At 70.4% G+C, this 18,402-nt stretch carries 17 protein-coding genes and 1 tRNA gene; 13 read left to right on the top strand and 5 right to left on the bottom strand.

Going from position 1 to position 18,402, the window contains the following annotated elements; translation table 11 throughout:
* Positions 1–161: 161 nt before the first annotated feature.
* The 8 genes from M2283_RS16335 to M2283_RS16300 all read left to right on the top strand — a co-directional run bounded on the left by M2283_RS16335 (position 162) and on the right by M2283_RS16300 (position 6,946).
* Positions 162–944 (top strand): hypothetical protein, encoded by a 783-nt coding sequence (locus tag M2283_RS16335; RefSeq protein WP_280876930.1) that lies wholly within the window; start codon positions 162–164, stop codon positions 942–944.
* 123 nt (positions 945–1,067) lie between these two features.
* Positions 1,068–1,823, top strand: a complete 756-nt coding sequence (locus M2283_RS16330; protein ID WP_280876929.1) for a GntR family transcriptional regulator — start codon at positions 1,068–1,070, stop codon at positions 1,821–1,823.
* Between the two features lie 151 nt (positions 1,824–1,974).
* The gene (locus M2283_RS16325; protein ID WP_280876928.1) at positions 1,975–3,099 is read left to right on the top strand and encodes a TIGR03364 family FAD-dependent oxidoreductase; all 1,125 of its coding nucleotides are present in this window, start codon (positions 1,975–1,977) and stop codon (positions 3,097–3,099) included.
* Positions 3,100–3,107: 8 nt separating this feature from the next.
* A complete protein-coding gene (locus M2283_RS16320) occupies positions 3,108–3,797 on the top strand; it encodes a phosphonatase-like hydrolase (RefSeq protein WP_280876927.1) in 690 nt (229 codons plus the stop codon).
* Positions 3,794–4,684 (top strand): 2-aminoethylphosphonate ABC transporter substrate-binding protein, encoded by an 891-nt coding sequence (locus M2283_RS16315; protein WP_280876926.1) that lies wholly within the window; start codon positions 3,794–3,796, stop codon positions 4,682–4,684. The genes M2283_RS16320 and M2283_RS16315 overlap by 4 nt, the downstream gene beginning before the upstream one ends.
* Positions 4,685–4,815: 131 nt before the next feature.
* Complete coding sequence (locus tag M2283_RS16310; RefSeq protein ID WP_280876925.1) at positions 4,816–5,595, top strand: HAD-IIA family hydrolase; 780 nt, start codon at positions 4,816–4,818, stop codon at positions 5,593–5,595.
* Between the two features lie 134 nt (positions 5,596–5,729).
* Entirely contained in the window at positions 5,730–6,278 is a 549-nt protein-coding gene (locus M2283_RS16305; protein ID WP_280876924.1) for a hypothetical protein, read from the top strand.
* Positions 6,279–6,280: 2 nt separating this feature from the next.
* On the top strand, positions 6,281–6,946 hold the full coding sequence (locus M2283_RS16300; RefSeq protein WP_280876923.1) for a class F sortase: 666 nt from the start codon (positions 6,281–6,283) through the stop codon (positions 6,944–6,946).
* Positions 6,947–7,208: 262 nt separating this feature from the next.
* Here M2283_RS16300 and M2283_RS16295 read toward each other — a convergent pair whose 3' ends face one another.
* Positions 7,209–8,006 (bottom strand): GAF and ANTAR domain-containing protein, encoded by a 798-nt coding sequence (locus tag M2283_RS16295; protein WP_280876922.1) that lies wholly within the window; start codon positions 8,004–8,006, stop codon positions 7,209–7,211.
* 159 nt (positions 8,007–8,165) lie between these two features.
* On the opposite strand from M2283_RS16295, the gene M2283_RS16290 reads away from it, so the two are divergent.
* Positions 8,166–9,182, top strand: a complete 1,017-nt coding sequence (locus tag M2283_RS16290) for a glycoside hydrolase family 6 protein (protein WP_280876921.1) — start codon at positions 8,166–8,168, stop codon at positions 9,180–9,182.
* 30 nt (positions 9,183–9,212) lie between these two features.
* Here M2283_RS16290 and M2283_RS16285 read toward each other — a convergent pair whose 3' ends face one another.
* From M2283_RS16285 to M2283_RS16270, 4 genes are all read right to left on the bottom strand, one after another.
* A complete protein-coding gene (locus tag M2283_RS16285; protein ID WP_280876920.1) occupies positions 9,213–11,150 on the bottom strand; it encodes a kelch motif-containing protein in 1,938 nt (645 codons plus the stop codon).
* On the bottom strand, positions 11,147–13,114 hold the full coding sequence (locus tag M2283_RS16280; RefSeq protein WP_280876919.1) for a glycosyltransferase family 2 protein: 1,968 nt from the start codon (positions 13,112–13,114) through the stop codon (positions 11,147–11,149). The genes M2283_RS16285 and M2283_RS16280 overlap by 4 nt, the downstream gene beginning before the upstream one ends.
* Positions 13,115–13,431: 317 nt before the next feature.
* Entirely contained in the window at positions 13,432–14,148 is a 717-nt protein-coding gene (locus M2283_RS16275) for a FadR/GntR family transcriptional regulator (protein WP_280876918.1), read from the bottom strand.
* Between the two features lie 65 nt (positions 14,149–14,213).
* Positions 14,214–14,287 (bottom strand) — tRNA-Lys (locus tag M2283_RS16270).
* 188 nt (positions 14,288–14,475) lie between these two features.
* On the opposite strand from M2283_RS16270, the gene M2283_RS16265 reads away from it, so the two are divergent.
* From M2283_RS16265 to M2283_RS16250, 4 genes are all read left to right on the top strand, one after another.
* A complete protein-coding gene (locus M2283_RS16265) occupies positions 14,476–15,819 on the top strand; it encodes a peptidoglycan-binding protein (RefSeq protein ID WP_280876917.1) in 1,344 nt (447 codons plus the stop codon).
* A gap of 42 nt (positions 15,820–15,861) precedes the next feature.
* On the top strand, positions 15,862–16,989 hold the full coding sequence (locus M2283_RS16260; protein WP_280876916.1) for an SPFH domain-containing protein: 1,128 nt from the start codon (positions 15,862–15,864) through the stop codon (positions 16,987–16,989).
* 152 nt (positions 16,990–17,141) lie between these two features.
* Positions 17,142–17,747, top strand: coding sequence for a lytic polysaccharide monooxygenase auxiliary activity family 9 protein (locus M2283_RS16255; RefSeq protein ID WP_280876915.1), 606 nt, complete (start codon positions 17,142–17,144; stop codon positions 17,745–17,747).
* Between the two features lie 160 nt (positions 17,748–17,907).
* Complete coding sequence (locus M2283_RS16250) at positions 17,908–18,372, top strand: DUF3592 domain-containing protein (RefSeq protein WP_280876914.1); 465 nt, start codon at positions 17,908–17,910, stop codon at positions 18,370–18,372.
* Positions 18,373–18,402 lie beyond the last annotated feature (30 nt).

Genomic DNA, 18,402 nt, shown 5'->3' with positions numbered 1-18,402 from the left:
GGCGGTCCGGCACCCCCTGCCTCCGGCACCCGCTGACCAAGCGAGCCCCCGCCAACCACTGATCAAACGGCCCCCCGGCATCCGCTGATCGAGCGGAGTTCCACCGCCCCCCGGAGCGCCGCCGCCCCCCACCCGCCCCCACCCGGCAGGGTCACGTGTCCATGCGACTGTGCACGCCTGTTTCCCTCTGCCTTGCAGCAGCCGCCGCTCTCCTCCCCGCCGGGGCGCCGGCCGCCGCGCTCGCTGCCCCACCTCCCACCTGCGCCGAAGCCTCCCGCTTCCCTCTCACCACCCGGATCCACAACGGTCCCGCCACCTACGAAGCCGGTGGTGGATACGGCCTCTGGGACTTGCAGCTCACCAACACCACCGCCCGGACCTGCACGGACGTCCACCCGGTCGTCGTGATCGTCGACGGGGCGCGGTCGTTGAAGCCGGCGCAGGCTCGGCTGGAGTTCTACGAGGGCGAGCGGCCGCATCCCGTGCGGTTCGAGGTGAGCGACGCGGACGAGTTGGTCGGTGCCTTCGACGACGGGTTCGCGGGGTTCACCGTCGGCCCCCGCGGGACCGTCACCGTCAAGGTCAGGCTCGCGTTCACCTCGGACGCGGCGCCCGACGGTGTCACCGTGAACGCGGCCGTCGTCCAGCGGCACGACGAGGACGGCGCCTGGGTCGGGCAGTCGAACGACTACCGGTTCGAGGTCGAGTCCGATCCCGACCCCGCCGCCTCCGAGCCCACGGCCTCCACCGCCGACCCCGCGTCTCCCTCCGCCCCCGCCACCCGCCGCGACGAAGGCCTCCCCTTCGCGCGGGATGCCGAGGAACTCGCCCGCACCGGCCTCGGCACCCCCCACCGAACCCTCGCCACCCTCGCGACCGCCGCCGCCCTCCTCGTCGCCGGCGGCACGCTGCTGCTGGCCCGGAAGACGTGGCGGCGCCGCTGAAGCCGGCCGGGACGCCGTGCGGGACCGCTGAAGGCCGCCGCAAGTCAAAGAAGGCGCTGCTGAAGCCGGCCGCGTGGCATGGGCACCGCTGAAGTCGGGCCGCCCGTCTGCGACGATCCTCGCGTGGACTACCCGAACGACCAGGCTCCCGGCGCCCCCGTCCGCTCCGGCATCCCGGAGCACGGCCGGATCCCGAAGTACTACGCGGTGAAGGCGCAGATCGACCGACTCGTCGGCGAGCTGGGGGAGGGCGGCCTCATCCCCACCGAGCGTGATCTGTCGGAGCGGTACGGGGTCGCCCGCGAGACGGTCCGGCAGGCGCTGCGCGAGCTCGTGCTGGAGGGGAAACTGCGCCGGCAAGGGCGCGGCACGGTCGTCGCGGGGCCCAAGCTCGCCCAGCCGCTGTCCCTCGCCAGCTACACGGAGGGCGTACGGCGACAGGGCCGCACCCCCGGCCGCAGCCTGGTCACCCTCGACCGCTTCCCCTGCCCGGACGCCCTCGCCGCCGAGACCGGCCTGGAGCGCGGCGAACCCGTCTGGCACCTGGAGCGCGTGCTGCTCGCGGACGACGAACGGGTCGGCCTGGAGAGCACCTACGTCTCCGTCGCCCGACTCCCGCACCTGGACACGGAGTTCGAGCCCGACTCCTCTTTCTACGGCTACCTCCACGAGCGCGGCATCGGCTTCGGCGACGCCGACGAACGCATCGAGACCGTGCTGGCCACCCCCCGCGAGGCCCTCCTCGTCGGCACCCCGCCGGCCCTTCCGATGCTGCTGATCCACCGGGTCTCGCGGGACACCGAGGGCCGCCCGCTGGAGCGGGTGCGGTCGCTGTACCGGGGGGACCGGTTCTCCTTCACCACCCACCTGCGCGGCTGAAGCCAACCCCTCACCATCACCCCCTCGCCCGTCATCACTCCGTCGATTATCACGAATTGATAACGGGTCTAGCCCAAATGTGATGGCTCGTTCAGGCTCTCGTTGTCAGCCGGACCCTTCCGGTTCCCCGTGCGCGAGGAGCGTGACCGACGTGAGAGTGACAGTCGTAGGAGCAGGCGTGGTGGGCACCATGCACGCCTGGCAGGCAGTGGAACGTGGCCACGAGGTCGTGCAGATCGAGCGCGAGGCCGAGGCCCGCGGCGCCTCGCTGCGCAACTTCGGGCAGATCTGGGTGAGCGGGCGTGCGGGCGGGGAGGAACTTGAAACCGCCCTGCGCGCACGGGAGTTGTGGGAGGGGATCGGCGAGCGGATACCCGGGCTCGGGTTCCGGGCCAACGGGTCGCTGACCCCGCTGCGCGGTGCGTGCGAACTCGCCGTCGCCGAGGCCGCCGTGGCCCGGGCCGACTCGGCCGCCCGGGGTCACAAGCTGCTCACGCCCGGCGAGGCGCGCGCCCTCAACCCCGCCCTGCGCGGTGCGTTCGACGCCGCCCTGTACTGCGAGCGGGACGCCGCCGTCGAACCCCGTACCGCCCAACTCGCCCTGCGCGCCGAGCTGTCGAAGTCCCCGAACTACACCTTCCTGCCCGGTCGCGAGGTCCGCGAGGTGGTCGGCCCCGGTGCCGTCCGCGACGACCACGGCGACGTGCACACCGCCGACGCGGTGGTGCTGTGCACCGGCGCCTGGCTCAGCGGCCTGGTGCGGGAGCTCGCCGGGCCCGAACTGCCCGTGCGGCGCGTGCGGTTGCAGATGATGCAGACCGAACCACTGGGCGAACCGCTCACCACCTCGGTCGCCGACGCCGACAGCTTCCGCTACTACCCGGCCTACGCCTCACCGGCCCTGGACGAGCTCAACGCCCGCCGCCCGCAGGCCCCGACCGCCGCCGAGCACCGTATGCAACTGCTGATGGTCCAGCGCGCCGACGGCGGCCTCACCATCGGCGACACCCACGAGTACGAGCACCCCTTCGCCTTCGACACCCTCGAAGACCCCTACGACCACCTCGCCGAGGTCGTCGAATCCCTCCTCGGCCGCCCGCTCCCCAGGGTCCGGCGCCGCTGGGCCGGGGTGTACGCGCAGTGCACCGACCCGGGCCGGGTCGTGCACCGCCGGCGGGTGCGCGACGGGGTGTGGCTGGTCACCGGGCCCGGCGGCCGCGGCATGACCTGCTCGCCCGCCATCGCCGAAACGACCGCGAACGAACTGGGCTGGTGACACCCGACATGACCGACATCACCGATGACATCCGTACGCACGACATCCGTCTCGTCGTCCTCGACATGGCCGGCACCACCGTCGCCGACGGCGGGCTCGTCGAGCAGGCCTTCACGGCGGCGGCCCACCACCTGGACGCCGACCCCGACCAGATGATCGACTACGTCCGCGCCACCATGGGCGAGTCCAAGATCTCCGTCTTCCGGCACCTGTTCGGCGAGGAGGCGAAGGCGCGGGAAGCGAACAAGGCCTTTGAAGCGGCGTACGCGCAACTCGTCGACGGTGGCCGGGTCGCGGCCCTGCCCGGCGCCCGCGAGACCATCGAGACGCTCAAGTCCCGGGGCCTGACCGTGGTGTTGACGACCGGCTTCGCGCGCACCACGCAGGACGCGATCCTGGCCGCGCTCGGCTGGCAGGACCTCGTGCCCCTCACGCTGTGCCCCGCCGACGCCGGGGGCCGGGGGCGGCCGTATCCCGACATGGTCCTCGGCGCGTTCCTGCGGACGGGGGCCGCCGATGACGTCCGTCAGATCGCCGTCGTCGGCGACACCTCGTACGACATGCTCAGCGGGGTCCGTGCGGGAGCGGGCGTGGTCGCCGGTGTGCTGACCGGCGCGCACGACGCGGACGCGCTGCGGGCGGCCGGGGCGACCCAAGTGCTGGACGGCGTGGCGCAGTTGCCCGGACTCCTCGCATGACCAGCGGCATCCGCTTCGACTCCGTCACGGTCGAGTACGTGGAGGGCGGCTCCGGCGAGATGGTGCAGCGCGCCGTCCGGGAGAAGAGCAACCCGCAGGCCGATGTGCTGGTCACCCTCCCGCCGTTCGTCCAGCAGGCCGACGGCAAGGGCCTGCTCCAGAAGTACCGGCCTAAGGGCGCCGAGCTGGTCAGCGGCGCGGACAAGGCCGCCGACGGGACGTGGACCTCCGTCGTCAACAACTACTTCGCCTTCGTCTACAACAAGAAGGAGCTGAAGCAGGCGCCGACGACCTGGGACGAGCTGCTCGACGGCAAGTACGAGAACAAGCTCCAGTACTCCACGCCCGGAGTCGTCGGTGACGGAACCGCCGTACTGATCAAGGCGATTCACGACTTCGGCGGCAAGGACGCGGCCCTCGCCTACCTGAAGGACCTCCAGTCCAACAACGTCGGCCCGTCCGCCTCCACCGGCAAGCTCGTGCCCAAGGTCGACAAGGGCGAACTGCTGGTCGCCAACGGCGATGTCCAGATGAACCACGCCCAGTCCAAGACCATGCCCGACCTCGGCATCTGGTTCCCGGCGAAGCAGGGCGGCAAGCCGACCACGTTCGCGCTGCCCTACGCCGCCGGCCTCGTCGCCAAGGCGCCGCACAGCGAGAACGGCAGGAAGCTCCTCGACCACCTGCTCAGCCGCACGGCCCAGCAGCAGGTCAGCGAGATCGGCGGCGGCTTCAGCACCCGCACGGACGTCAAGGCCGTCGACGCCAACGCCGTCGCGCTGACCAAGCTGACGGACGGCGTCGAGATCTTCTCGCCGGACTGGAACGACATCGACGAGAACCTCACGTCGTACGTCGAGGACTGGAAGTCCGCGACCGGCAGCTGACGAGGGCGGCGGCTGACAGGGTCGCCGGGACAGCGTCCCGACGTGCGGCAAGGCCTAGGCTGGGGGCGTCGGCACGGCGCGGTTCCGGCGCCCTCAGCTCACGCCCGTACGCAACGCCAGGAGACACGCACATGGCAGACCGCAGGCCCATCGAGTCCTGGCTCACCGACATGGACGGTGTGCTCATCCACGAGGGCGTGCCGATCCCCGGCGCCGACTCCTTCCTGAAGAAGCTGCGCGAGTCCGGCAAGCCCTTCCTGGTGCTCACCAACAACTCGATCTACACCCCACGCGACCTGCACGCCCGGCTGCGGCGGATGGGCCTGGACGTGCCGGTCGAGTCCATCTGGACCTCGGCCCTGGCCACCGCGCAGTTCCTGGACGACCAGCGGCCGGGCGGCTCGGCGTACGTGATCGGCGAGGCGGGCCTGACCACCGCCCTGCACGACATCGGGTACATCCTCACCGACCACGAGCCGGACTACGTCGTCCTCGGCGAGACCCGCACCTACTCCTTCGAGGCCATGACCAAGGCGGTACGGCTGATCGACGCCGGCGCCCGTTTCATCTGCACCAACCCCGACGAGACCGGCCCCTCCGCCGAGGGCGCGCTGCCCGCGACCGGCGCGGTGGCCGCGCTGATCACCAAGGCGACCGGCAAGCAGCCCTACTTCGCCGGCAAGCCCAACCCGCTGATGATGCGCACCGGGCTCAACGCGATCGGCGCCCACTCCGAGACCAGCGCGATGATCGGCGACCGCATGGACACCGACGTACTGGCCGGCATGGAGGCCGGGATGCAGACCTTCCTCGTGCTCACCGGCCTGACCCGGCCGGAGCAGATCGAGGACTTCCCGTACCGGCCGTCCAAGGTCGTCGACTCGATCGCGGACCTCGTCGACCGGATCTGACGAGAACTGACAGGACACGACCGGATCCGAAACCCCTTCGGGGGCGAAAGCGACCCGTTCGGAGCAGCGAGAGCCTCCTGAGGATGCGGGGGCGGGGCCCGCGGGGGAGTCTCCAGGTATCTGGAGGTTTCACGATGGGTTCACTTCGTCTCACTCTCTGTACGGGATTCCTGGCCGGCGCCGCCCTCTTCCCGGCGGCCCACGCGTACGCGGCGGACGGCGGTGACGTCTCGGTGATCCCGTCGTCCCCCGCGCCGGGCGCCGACGTCGCGCTGCGGGTCACCGGCTGCTCCGGCAAGACGGCCACCGCCGTCTCGGCCGCGTTCGTCGCGGACGCCAGACTGGCCGGCGCCGACGGCACCCTGGCCGGCGACACCCGGATCGCCTCCTCGGTGCGGCCCGGCTCCTACGACGTCAAGATCACCTGCGCCGACTTCCGGGTGAAGGGCAAGATCACCGTCGTGGCGCGGTCGCAGTCGCACCCGTCGCAGGTGCCCACCGCGCCCGCGTCCCCCGTCGCCCCCGTCCACGCGGGCGGTGGCGGTACCGCGCACCTCGCCGCGGTGGACGCCCGTGCCGCCGGGCCCGGTACGGCGCAGGCGGTGACCGGGCTGGTACTGGCCGGCATCGCCGTCGCGGCCGTGGCGCTGCTCGGCGCCCGCCGGAGCCGCGGAACGGGCTGACCATGTCCGACCACGAGCGTTCCTCCGGCTCGGGGCGCCTCCTGATGGGCGTCGCCTGGGCGATGCTGCTCCTCGGGCTGTGGCTGTGGGGACGGCAGGTCACCGACATACGCCAGGGGATATCCGCGCCGACCACCGGCGACATGGCCGCCGTCGGACGGCCGCCGGAGGTCGAACTGCCGCCCCCGGCAAGCCCGTTGGGCGACGCCCTGCCGCAGCGCGTGGACATCCCCGAACTCGGTGTGCAGGCACCGGTCGTGGCCCGCGGCCTCGACGGACAGGGCGCGATCGATCCGCCGCCCTTCGACCAGGCGGGCGTCGTCGGCTGGTACGCGGCCGGGGCGGCACCCGGCGCCAAGGGGGCCGCGCTGCTGGTGGGACACGTCGACACGGAGACCCGGCCCGCCGTCTTCTACAAGCTCAGCGCCCTCAAGCCCGGCGAGACGATCCGGGTGATCCGCGCCGACGGCAAGGTCGCCGAGTTCACCGTCGACGACGTACAGGTGCTGAACCGGACCGGCTTCGACGCCCAACAGGCCTACGGACAGCGGGAGTCGGGCCGCGCCGAGCTACGACTGATCACCTGCGGCGGCACCTTCGACCGGACCAGCCGCAGCTACACGGCCAACGTGATCGTCTCCGCGTATCTCACCGGGACCGGTCTCTGAAGGCACCGGCCCCGGCCTCTGGAAGCACCTGGCCCGGTCGACGACCCGCTCCCCCCGAAAAAGCCGTCGACCGGGCTGGTCCTCGACCGCGTGCGCACGGGCTGCGGGAGTAGCCCGGCGACGCCGCGGGAGGCTTGGACCGACCGGGGGCTGGGGCCGTCTGAGAAGACTCTAGAACGGATGAGCGCCTGGGCCTAGAGGCGATTCGACGCCAAGTCGCCCACCGGTGGCTCTCGGTCATCCACGCAGGTGGTACGAGCTTCTACAACCGCCCCCGCCCGGACGGGCCCCGGGCCTTCGCGCGCAGCTCCGCGTCGTCCACCACTCCGTCGACGACCCCGCTCGCGACCTGGTCCAGCGGCAGCCGCCGGCACCGCGCGTACCGCCGCAGCGCCGTGAACGCTTCCACGGTCCCGGTGCTCCAGCGCTCGGCGAGCATCCCCTTGGCCTGCTCGATCCGGACCCGGCTGGACAGCGCCTCCTGCAACTGCGCCGACAACGTGCGGTATTGCGTGTACCCGCGGTGGTTGGCCAGCCCGACGGCCACGGCGTCGGCGAGCGCCTGCGCGACCGACAGCTCCGGCCCCCAGCCGGCCGACACGCCCTCGCCCCCGTCGCCCCTGTCGTCCCCGTCCGCCGCGAACACGTTGAGCGCGCCGAGCGCCGTCCCGTGCCGGCGCAGCGGTACCGCGAACGTGGTCGTGATGCCGTGGCCGAGCGCGGCGCCGGTGAAGGCGGGCCAGCGGGCCTCTGCATGCGCCGCCCGCACGGAGACCGGCGCGACCGGCCGCCCCGAGCCGTAGCTCTCCAGGCAGGGCCCGCCGTCGGACTGGGCCCGCAGCAGGTCGAGCGCGACCTCCCGGGCCCCGCTGCTGCCCGCCAGCGCCACCGCCCGCTCCCCGTCGACGAACATGATCCCGGCCGCCCGCGCGGCCAGCAGCTCCACGCAGTGGTCCGCGACCCGCCGCAGATGGACCGTCGCCTCGAAGTCCTCGGTGAGCGTGTCCGCGGCCTCCACGAGCGCCGCCGCCAGCCGGAGTTCCCGGGTGGTGTCGTGCATGACCGCGCACTCCCTTTCCCTGAACGTCCGCCCCCATTGCACGACTACCCCACCACGGGTGCTGTAACAGCTCCCCGACAAGGCTCGGGCGATCTCGTGGCCGAGGCGGCCCGTATGTCAGGATTGAGACTTGGAACGGTGCACCCAAGGGGGAGTTGGATGTACGGCAGCAGGGGGGCCGGAGTGAGGGCTTCCGCGACAGTGCTGGGGGCGGCACTGATCATCGCGGGATGTTCCTCCTCATCGGACGGCGGCGGGCAGGACGACGCCGGCGCGACCATCACTCAACAGCCCAAGGAGAGCGACCCGTTCTGGGTCAACCCCGACGGCAACGCGGCCCAGCAGGTGGCCGCCTACGCGAAGTCGGGGAAGGACACGGACGCCGAGCAGATCCGCAAGATCGCCGAGCAGCCGACCGGTGAGTGGATCGGCCCGGAGAACCCGAAGCAGGAGGCCCAGGGCTTCACGGAGGCCGCCGACAAGGCCGGCCGCACCGCGCTTCTGGTCCTCTACAACATCCCGCACCGCGACTGCGGCCAGTACTCACAGGGCGGCGCCGCCGACGGCGACGCCTACCGGGACTGGATCGACGGGGTCGCCGCGGGCATCGGGGACCGCCCGGCGACGGTCGTCCTGGAGCCGGACGCCCTGCTGCACCTGGTCGACGGCTGCACCCCGGAGGAGTTCCACGAGGAGCGCTACGACCTCCTCAAGGGCGCCATCACCAAGCTCAAGTCCCTGAAGTCCACGAAGGTGTACCTGGACGCGGGCAACGCGGGCTGGGGCCACCCCGACCAGATCTTCGAGTCCCTCCAGTGGGCGGGCGTGGACCAGGCCGACGGCTTCGCGGTCAACGTCTCCAACTTCTACTCCACCAAGGACTCCATCGCCTACGGCAAGCAGCTCTCCGCCAAGGTGGGCGACAAGCCCTTCGTCATCGACACCAGCCGCAACGGCAACGGCCCCTACACGGGCGGCGACGAGGACGAACGCTGGTGCAACCCGCCGGGCCGGGCCCTGGGCGAGACACCGACGACGAAGACGACGGACGACTTGGTGGACGCCTACCTCTGGGTGAAGCGCCCGGGGGAGTCGGACGGAGAGTGCAAGGGCGGCCCGAAGGCGGGCCAGTGGTGGGCGAGTTATGCACTCGCCCTTGCCAAGGGCAGTGAGTAGCCGTCCGGTGGTTGAGCAACTACCGGACGGCTACGGAACCTTGACCCACTGTGCTTCGCTCGGCGTTCCCTGATCGTCGTCCACGAACACCATGTACCACCCCGACTGAACAAGGTTCTTGCCCTTGGGGACGGTCACCGTGATCTTGTTCCCGGACGTCTTGAAGTCCAGCGCGATCGACCGCTGATCCACATCGGTCACGTGGGTCGACGCGCTGGGCCTGATCAGCCGCACCTTCTTGATCGCCGAGGCCTGCGGAGACGTGAACGTCCCCGACGCGCCCCGCGCGATCGTCTGCGGACCGCCCGAGAGCGACGGACGGGAGTCCCGGTACAGATACGGCGGCGTATAGATCTCGATCCGCTGCTCGAACTTGCCCGGCTTGGTGTCGGCCTTGTCGGCATACAGCGAGTCCGAGCCGAAGAACATCACGCGCCCGTCGGGCAACAGGAGCGATCCGGAGTGGTAGTTGCGGCCCACCAGCGGGTCGGCGACCCGGTCGAACGTGTTGCTGTCCGGGTGGTACATCCGCGCCTGCAGGATGTTGGAGTTGCCGCGCCCGCGGTAGTCCTGAGAGCCGCCCGACACCAGCACGCTGTCGTCCGGCAGGATCGAGGCCTGCGGATACCGCGTGCCCTTCTCCAGCGTCGGCCCGTCCTTGAACACCGGGTTCTGGTCCTTGAGGTCGATCAGCCGCGTCTTGTTGCTGGACTCCTTGGACTCGCCGACCCCGCCGCCGCCGATCACCATGAACTTCTCGTCCTGCGCCGGCGGCAGCAGCACCGTGCCGGACGTCTCCATCTCCTTGTCGTCGCTCAGCCCCTGCAGCTTCGTGAACTTGTTGGTGTCCACGTCCCAAATGCCCGGCTCACGGCCCACGTTGTCCGGCCCGTACCCCGCGTTGGACCCCGAGTAGAAGATCTTGCCGTTCTGCATCAGGAACAGCGCCGGGTAGGTCGGGAACTGCCGGACCGTCTTCAGATACGTCCACTTCTTGGTGGCCGGATCGAAGGTCTCGTTCTTGCCCGGCACCAACTGCCCGATGTCGTCGAGCCCGGAGACGCTGAGGATCTTGCCGTCGCTCAGCGTGGTGAGCGTCGGGTACCAGCGGGCCTCGTTCATCGGGTCGACCTTGATGTACTTCTCGGCCACCGGGTCGAACTCGTAGGCGTCCCTGATCCCCTGGAAGTCCTTCTTGTCCAGGGCGAGCTTCTGCGCGATGCCGTAGGTGTTGCGGGCCTCGGTGCCGGTCAGGCCCTGGATGCGGTAGTTGTCCTGGGTGCCGGTCTCGTACTTGGTGCCGCTCTGCTTGGCCTCGACGTAGATCCGGCCGAGCCCGGGGTCGTTGCGCAGGAAAGCGCCGGTGTTCTTGTCGAAGACCTTCTTCGCGCGCGGCACGAGCACCGGGTCCTTCGACACGAAGGTCTTGCCGTTCTCCTTGCCGGTGAACTTGGTGCCCGCGGGCAGCGTGATCGGCGCGTCCGGGTTCTCGTTGTGCACCACCATCAGGCCGCCGGCCTTGGTGACATCACCCTTCAGCTTCTCGTACCGCTTGGTGCCGCCGGCGATCAGCAGATTGCCGTTGGAGAGCTGCGTGTGCCCGGTGCAGAACAGGTCGGCCGGGGTGGGCACCTTCTTGATGGTGCCCTTGACCGGGTCCCAGATCCGGGTGTCGAACTTCTTCGCGTCGAAGTTGTCCTGGTTGTTGCCCGAACCGGCGACGAGCAGCACCTTGCCGGTGCGCAGCAGCGCCGCGTGGATGGTGTTCAGGCGGTACTTCTCGGGGAAGTCGACGATCTGCCAGTGGCCGTTGTCTGCCTTGTACTCGGGTCTGTTGATCTTGTACTGGTGGTATTTCTCGGTCCCGAAGCGGTACAGCCACGGCCCGTTCATCCCGGCCAGCGCGAGCACCACCACCGTGCCGATCGCCAGTCGACGGGCCCGGCGGTGGCCTGCACGGTCGTTCATTCCTTACGTCCCCCGAGTCCACCGAGTGCGATCTGCATGGTCTGGTCGTTGCCACTGCCGGAGGCGGCCCAGCTGGGCTTCTGCCCGGTGCCGTGCGGCGCGTGCTGCGCGGGCAACGGCTGTGGCTGGTACGGCTCCGGGGGCGCCGGCTGCACTGGCGCGGGCGGCCGCTTCTTCGTCTGCCGCAGCTCGTACCGCCACGCGATGATCGGCGAGGCGGTGATCAGCAGCGCGAAGGTGGCCCAGACGAGCATCGCCGGGTGGCCGTGCCCGAGGGTGAGGCCGGCGGCGATCGAGGCGCCGAAGACCAGGATGAAGAACAGGTGGATGCGGAAGGTCCCGAACAGCGTGTCCGGGCTGGCCGAGTCGCCCTTGGGCGTCACCACGAACTTGCTCTTGCGGCGCAGTACGGCGTCCATCAGCGAGCGCGCGTATATCGGCGCGGACAGCGCCGACATCACCATGCCCGCCACTCCGCCGGAGCCCTCCGGCTCGTGCGGGGAGACGTTGTGCCGCCGGTTCCAGACGTACAGGCCGATCTGCAGCGCGGACGCGTTGCCGTACAGCATCAGCCAGACCGTCGGGTCGATGTTCACGCCCGAGGCGCCCAGGCCCAGGAACAGCGCACAACTCAGCGCCGCCAGGATCCAGTTGAGGGCCGACATCGGGTAGAAGATGATCATCATCGTGTAGTTGAAGAGCTTGCTCGGCGGAAGCGAGTACCAGCCCTTCCAGTACTGCTTGAGAATCGTCTCGTACGTGCCCCGCGACCAGCGCAGCTGCTGGGTGAAGAAGTCCGTCCAGGCGCCCGGGCCCTCACCGACCGCGAGCACGTCCGGCGTATAGACCGACCGCCACTTCCTGCCGGTGACCGGGTTCTTGGCCCGGTGCATCTCGAAACCGGTCGCCATGTCCTCGGTGATCGAGTCGTACAGGCCGCCGATCTGCTTGAGGGCCCTGATGCGTACGGCGTTCGACGTGCCCACGAACATGGGTGAGCCGTACCGGTTGCCCGCCCGCTGGATGAGGGCGTGGAAGAGGAACTGCTGGGACTCGGCGGCCTTGGTGATGGGGTTGTCGTAGTTGCCGTACACCTGCGGGCCGATGACGAAGCCGACATCCGGGTCGCGGAAGAAACCGAGCATCCGCTCCAGGTAGTTGGGCAGCGGCACGTGGTCGGTGTCGACGGAGGCGAAGAAGTCGTACGCGTCGCCGTGCGCGTCCAGCCAGGCGTTGTAGTTGCCGTGCTTGGTCTTGGCGCGGTGCGGGCCCTTGGCCTGGTTCCACTGCGCGACGCCCTTGCGGGAGAAGTGGTGCACACCGAGCCGGGCGCAGACCGCCTTGACCTCGGCGTCGTCGCCCTCGTCCAGGAGCCAGATGTGCAGCAGACCCCGGTGCCGCAGCCGGACGGCCGCTTCCAGGGTCTTGGTCACCATCTCCAGGGGTTCCTTGCCGGGCACGTAGGTCGTGATGAACGCCACTCTCGTGCCGGTCTCGGGCACCACCGGGATGGGGTCGCGGGCGACCAGGGTGGCGTGCGCGTTCGACAGCACGTTCATGCAGCGGAAGAACTCGATCAGGCCGATCGAGACGAGCATCACTATGTCCAGGGCCGGCAGGAAGGCGAAGGCCGGGTAGTCGCGCTCCGTCCAGTGCTCCGGCTGCAGCAGCCAGCCGAGCAGGACCAGGGACAGCAGCGGCGCGGCGCCCAGCATGAGCGCGGCCCGCAGCCGGTGCGGCTCCTGCGACAGCAGCGAGCGGTACTGCACCTTGTACGGCTTGCTCGGGTCGGGCTGAGTGAGGGGACCGGCCAGCCGGCTGTAGTGCTCGTAGTCGTATCGCGGCAGTGTCTTCTTGATCCGGCGGAACTGGCCTGTCTGGCTGTTTCGGTGCGAAGGCACCCTGAGCTGGGTGGTTTCTGACGGGTCGAAGTTCTGCCGGGCGCCCGTCGGCGTCGACGTCATGAGTCATCCCCCCACACGCAGGTAACCGCGTGTTGTGTTGGTTCCTTACCGTCCGCGGCGAGTCCCCCTCGACCCTTCGCGCACGTGTCAGTGGCGGGCCACAGTCACCACACTTTGCACACTCTCAGACATGGAACTGTGCCCTTCCGGTTGCATGATGCCCCCCTCGGCATCGCCTCGTGAACGGGGCCCCTCTCCCCGCAGACCCGGCAACCGGTTACTTGTTCCCCCAACTGCCGCGTATCCGCAGCATCTTGAAAAACAGGGTTCTACGGCGTCCATCATGATCGCAAGATGCGAAACGCGGTGTTTACCGGTCATACGCGTTCATTGTGGCGCCTGTGAGGGTCTTGTGGATCGGTTGTGGACAGCCGGGCGCGGATGTTCCCGAAGTGCTCCCTTATCGCCTCCTCCGCCCGTATCGCACCGCCCGACCGCACCGCGTCGAGGATGTCCCGGTGCTGCCGACAGGTCACCTTCGGGTCCTGCGGCGCGCCCCCGAGGTCCGTGTGCACCCGGTGGAAGGCGTCCCAGAACGCCTCCAGGACCTCTCCGAGCAGCACGTTGTCCAACCCCCGGTAGAGAGTGGCGTGAAAGGCCCGGTCGGTCTCGGCGAGGCCGTCGCCTCCGGCGGCGGCCTGCTGATCCATACGTGCCACGAGCGCGTCCAGTTCAGCCAGGTCCCGCTCGGGCAGCCGGCCCGCGAGCCGCGAGATCAGTCCCGTCTCCACCGCCTCGCGCAGTTCCAGCAGCTGGAGCAGGGTGTCCTCGCCGCGGTAGTGCCCGGCGACCGTGCGGAAGGCGAGGCCCTCGATCATCGGGGCCAGGGACATCGCGCCGACATAGGTGCCGTAGCCGTGCCGGATCTCCACGATGCCCATCGCCTGCAGCGCCTTGAGCGCCTCGCGCACCGAGTTCCGGCTCGCGCCCAGGTACGCCATCAGTTCGGGCTCGGTCGGCAGCGGGGCTCCGGACACAAGCCTGCCCTCGATGATGAGCTTCTTGATCCGTTCCTGCAGGTCGCGCGCTGCCATGGCGAGAGGGTATCCGGCCATACGAAGAAGGTCCCCCATGTGTATGGGGGACCTTCTTCCGTCCGTGCGCCGCCAGGGACTCGAACCCCGGACCCGCTGATTAAGAGTCAGCTGCTCTAACCAACTGAGCTAGCGGCGCGCGCTGACGGGCCAACTCTACCGGACCTCGGGGGGTGCTCCGGACCACCGGAGCGGCCCGCCGGGTCCACTCCCCGGGGCGCCTTGTACATCATTCGGACCGTCAACATGCGAGTCGGGAAGACAGTTGGGAAACTGATCAACGTGTACACGCGCGGCTATTTCCATCTGGAGTGTGAGGGGCATCGCATGGAGACTCCGGTATTCGAGGAATTCGATCCCGCGAGCGACTGCGACTGCCCCGGATGCGCCCACTGGCGCAGGGTTCTGCCGTATGCGCGAGCGGGCCGGCATCCGGCGGCGCACCGGGTGGTGATCGTGGCGGCCGCCGCGTCCGCTGCCCTCGGCGCGAGCGGTGCGCCGCCCGCGATCGCCGCCCCGCACGCGCCCGCGCGGCCCGGTGTTCCCGCAGGTGACGAGCCCGACACCCCGCAGGGCAGCAAGGCTCCGCTGCACGGCCCGATCGGGCACCCGGCCAAGCCGCCGGCCGCGGTCAAGGCGCCCGCGACCACCCGCTCGGAGATCATCAGGCGGGCCAAGACCTGGGTCGCCGCCCAGGTGCCGTACAGCATGAACGCGTATTGGTCCGACGGTTACCGCCAGGACTGCTCGGGCTTCGTCTCGATGGCCTGGACGCTGCCCGGAAACGAATGGACGGGCAGCCTCGACCAGTACGGCGACCGCATTCCCAAGGAGGATCTGCAGCCCGGCGACATTCTGCTGTTCCACAATCCGTCGAACCCCGAGAAAGGCTCGCACGTCGTCATTTTCGGCGGCTGGACGGACTACACGCACACCTACTACATCGCCTACGAACAGACGCCCCCGCGGGCCCGCCGGCAGGCCACCCCATACGCCTACTGGAGCCACTCGGAGCAGTACGTCGCCTACCGCTACAAGGGCCTCGCGCCGGACACCGCCGGGGCCGAGGCCCCGAGCACGCCGGTCACGCCCGCCAACCCGGCCACTCCCTACCCCGGAGCGGCGTCCTTCGGTCCCGGGGCCAACAACAAGTACGTCACCCAGCTCGGCACGATGCTCGTCGCGCGCGGTGCCGGGCGCTACTACACGACGGGCCCCGGCCCGCGCTGGTCGGACGCGGACCGGCGGGCCACCCAGGCCTTCCAACTGGCCCAGGGCTGGCGGGGCGCCGACGCCGACGGGCTGCCCGGACCGCTGACCTGGCAGCTGCTGGTCGGCGGGAAGGGCAAGAGCGTCACGGCCGGGGCGGCGGGCCCGCCGGCGCCCTCCCCGCACGGGGCGCCCCCCTCGCACGGACCCTCCTCGCGCGAGGTCCCCGCCTATCCGGGCCGGGCGGTGTTCCGGCCCGGCGCGAACAGCGGCTACGTCACCCAGCTCGGGAAGCAGCTGGTGAAGAAGGGGTTCGGCAAGTACTACACGACCGGTCCGGGTCCGCGCTGGGGCGAGGCGGACCGACGCAACGTCGAGGCCTTCCAGCGCGCCCAGGGCTGGCGGGGCGGCGCGGCCGACGGCTACCCGGGCCCGGAGACCTGGCGACGGCTCTTTTCCTGACCATCCGTTGTGACGCATCTGGCGCGGAGGCTGGAGGCACCCATGAGTACGACGACCACTTCACACACGCCCGAGTCCGAGGGACCCGCGGAGGGCCAGCAGGCCCGTAACGCGCGGCTCATCCAGAACGAGGCGACCACCGAGATCCCCGTCCACCTGCTCTTCCGTGACGAGCCCGACCCGGTGGCGGTGCCGCTGAAGCCCGCCGTCGTGGGGCGGCGCCAAGGCACCGGCGAGCAGCCGCGCTTCCGGCGCCCCGCGCCCGTCAAGCCGCGCCCCGCCCCGCAGGTCGACCCCGACCTCGCGGAACGCCCGGCCCACGTCCTGCCCGCGACGGTCGGCGTCCTCGCCGGGACCTGCGGAGCGGCCGGCTGCCTGGCCGCCTCGTGGTGGGCCGGCGTCCTGCCCCCGCTCGCCGTGGAGGCACTGCGGCTGCCCGAGTACGCGGGGGCCGGCCTCGGTCCCCTCCAGTGGGCGGCGTACGCGGGCGCCGGGGCGCTCGCCCTGTTCGGCTACGGCGGTCTTGCCCGCGGGCGGACCGGACGGGCCTGGGTGCTCGGGCTGTTCGGCCGCTACCGGGGGACCGTCCGGCGCACCGGCCTGATGTGGGTCAACCCGCTGCTGCTGCGCCGCCGGGTCGACGTACGGCTGCGGCACTGGCGCAGCGAGCCGATGCAGGCGGCCGACGGCAACGGGGTCGCGCTGCGGGTGGTCGTGCTGGTGGTGTGGCGGGTGCGGGACACCGCGCGGGCCACGCTCGGGGTCGAGGACCACGAGACGTATCTGCGCGAGTGCGTGGAGGCGGCCCTGGCCCGGGTGCCGGTGGAACTGCCGGGCGGCGCGCGGGGGTCGGGCGACGCGGCGGCGGAGGCGCTGACCCGGCTGGTCGCGGCCGACGCGGCGCCGGTCGGCCTGGAGGTGTTCTCGGTCCGTCCGGTGCGCACCGAGTACGCCCCCGAGGTGGCCGCCGCGATGCACCGCCGCCGGATCACCGCGCTGGACGCCCAGCACCGGGCGTCCATGCTGACCTCGGTCGTCGACTCGGTGGAGGACACGGTGACCCGGCTGACCATGCGGGGTCTGGTCGAACTGGACGACTACGAACGCAAGGCACTGGTCAAGGACTTGACGGTGGCGTTCTGCGCGGGACGGGGTGAGACAGGGCAGTGAATCGCCCCGGTATCGGCGAGCACCCCGGTATCGCCCGGAAATTGACCCCCACGGTTGGTATGGACATGTTCAACTAACGGCAATAACCTGACACTTGGTCTAGACCTGCACGCCTCACGGACCTTCCCCCACGTTCTCCAGGGAGCGGCAGCATGCGCAAAAAGACCAAGTTGTCCGCAGTCGCGGTGGGTCTCGCCACCACCGGAGCCCTCGTGCTCTCCTCCGGCGGTGCGAGCGGCCACGGCTACACCGACCTCCCCATCAGCAGGCAGAAGCTCTGTCAGAACGGCACCGTGACCAACTGCGGCGACATCCAGTGGGAGCCGCAGAGCGTCGAGGGCCCCAAGGGCTTCCCGGGCGGCGGCCCGGCCGACGGTCAGATCTGCAACGGCGGTGTCAGCAGGTTCGCCCAGCTCAGCTCGTCGAAGACCCCCTCCGGCGGCGCCTGGCCCACCACCAAGGTGACGGGCGGTCAGACCTACACGTTCCGCTGGCAGTTCACCGCCATGCACGCCACGACCGACTTCAAGTACTACGTCACGAAGTCGGGTTGGAACCAGAACCACAACCTGGCGCGCTCCGACCTCAACACCACACCGTTCCTGACGGTGCCGTACAACAACCAGCGTCCCCCGTCCACGCTCTCCCACAGCGGCACCCTGCCGAGCGGGCTGAGCGGCCACCACGTGATCGTCGCGGTATGGACGATCGCCGACACGGCGAACGCGTTCTACGCCTGCTCCGACGTCACCTTCTGACCCCGGCCCCGCCGGAGCCCGTGTGCGCCGGGAGGCTCGGTCCCGGCGCACGCGTGGCCCCAGATCTCTGAGCCTTACTTGAGCGAAACGGGCCTCACCTGCGGGTACGTTCCCCATCACACCGGCCACTGAGGCGGGTGCGCGGAGTTCGGGGGACCCCATGGAAGCGTTCTTCTACATCGTGCCGTCGCTCATGCTCGCCGTCGTGCTCCTCGGCGCCGCCACGGTGACCGTCCGCGCCCGGCGGGTCGACCGCGCCTGGACCAGCGGCCTCACCGCCGAGGCCCGCTGCCTGCGGACGTACACGACGACCAGCGGCGGCGGTGACAGCATGGTGCGGACGACCCTCCACCACGTCTACGAGTTCACGACCCGTGAGGGCCGCGTCGTCCGCTTCGAGGAGGGCGGCGGACCGGGGACGGTCCTCGACGGAGACATCGTCACCGTGCGCTACCCGGCCGACCGTCCCGACCGCGCCACGGCGAAGCCCCCAGCCCGCGGCAGGCTCGCGGCGGGCACGGGCTGCCTGTTGACGTTCCTGGGCGTCATGGCCGCCTTCTGCATCGCGTTCATGATCGGTGTCCACGAGGCCTTCTCCCTGGCGGGCGACTACCTCCAGCCGTAGTCTCCACATCTGACGGTACGTCAACTACCG

The organism is Streptomyces pseudovenezuelae (assembly GCF_029892565.1).
Taxonomy (GTDB): domain Bacteria; phylum Actinomycetota; class Actinomycetes; order Streptomycetales; family Streptomycetaceae; genus Streptomyces; species Streptomyces pseudovenezuelae_A.
This window is presented reverse-complemented; position numbering and strand designations above follow the sequence as displayed.

Coding starts and splice junctions, on each gene's coding strand:
- M2283_RS16335 (WP_280876930.1), top strand. CDS start 162: ATGCGACTGTGCACGCCTGTTTCCCTCTGCCTTGCAGCAGCCGCCGCT.
- M2283_RS16320 (WP_280876927.1), top strand. CDS start 3,108: ATGACCGACATCACCGATGACATCCGTACGCACGACATCCGTCTCGTC.
- M2283_RS16315 (WP_280876926.1), top strand. CDS start 3,794: ATGACCAGCGGCATCCGCTTCGACTCCGTCACGGTCGAGTACGTGGAG.
- M2283_RS16310 (WP_280876925.1), top strand. CDS start 4,816: ATGGCAGACCGCAGGCCCATCGAGTCCTGGCTCACCGACATGGACGGT.
- M2283_RS16305 (WP_280876924.1), top strand. CDS start 5,730: ATGGGTTCACTTCGTCTCACTCTCTGTACGGGATTCCTGGCCGGCGCC.
- M2283_RS16300 (WP_280876923.1), top strand. CDS start 6,281: ATGTCCGACCACGAGCGTTCCTCCGGCTCGGGGCGCCTCCTGATGGGC.
- M2283_RS16295 (WP_280876922.1), bottom strand. CDS start 8,006: ATGCACGACACCACCCGGGAACTCCGGCTGGCGGCGGCGCTCGTGGAG.
- M2283_RS16290 (WP_280876921.1), top strand. CDS start 8,166: ATGTACGGCAGCAGGGGGGCCGGAGTGAGGGCTTCCGCGACAGTGCTG.
- M2283_RS16285 (WP_280876920.1), bottom strand. CDS start 11,150: ATGAACGACCGTGCAGGCCACCGCCGGGCCCGTCGACTGGCGATCGGC.
- M2283_RS16280 (WP_280876919.1), bottom strand. CDS start 13,114: ATGACGTCGACGCCGACGGGCGCCCGGCAGAACTTCGACCCGTCAGAA.
- M2283_RS16275 (WP_280876918.1), bottom strand. CDS start 14,148: ATGGCAGCGCGCGACCTGCAGGAACGGATCAAGAAGCTCATCATCGAG.
- M2283_RS16265 (WP_280876917.1), top strand. CDS start 14,476: ATGGAGACTCCGGTATTCGAGGAATTCGATCCCGCGAGCGACTGCGAC.
- M2283_RS16260 (WP_280876916.1), top strand. CDS start 15,862: ATGAGTACGACGACCACTTCACACACGCCCGAGTCCGAGGGACCCGCG.
- M2283_RS16255 (WP_280876915.1), top strand. CDS start 17,142: ATGCGCAAAAAGACCAAGTTGTCCGCAGTCGCGGTGGGTCTCGCCACC.
- M2283_RS16250 (WP_280876914.1), top strand. CDS start 17,908: ATGGAAGCGTTCTTCTACATCGTGCCGTCGCTCATGCTCGCCGTCGTG.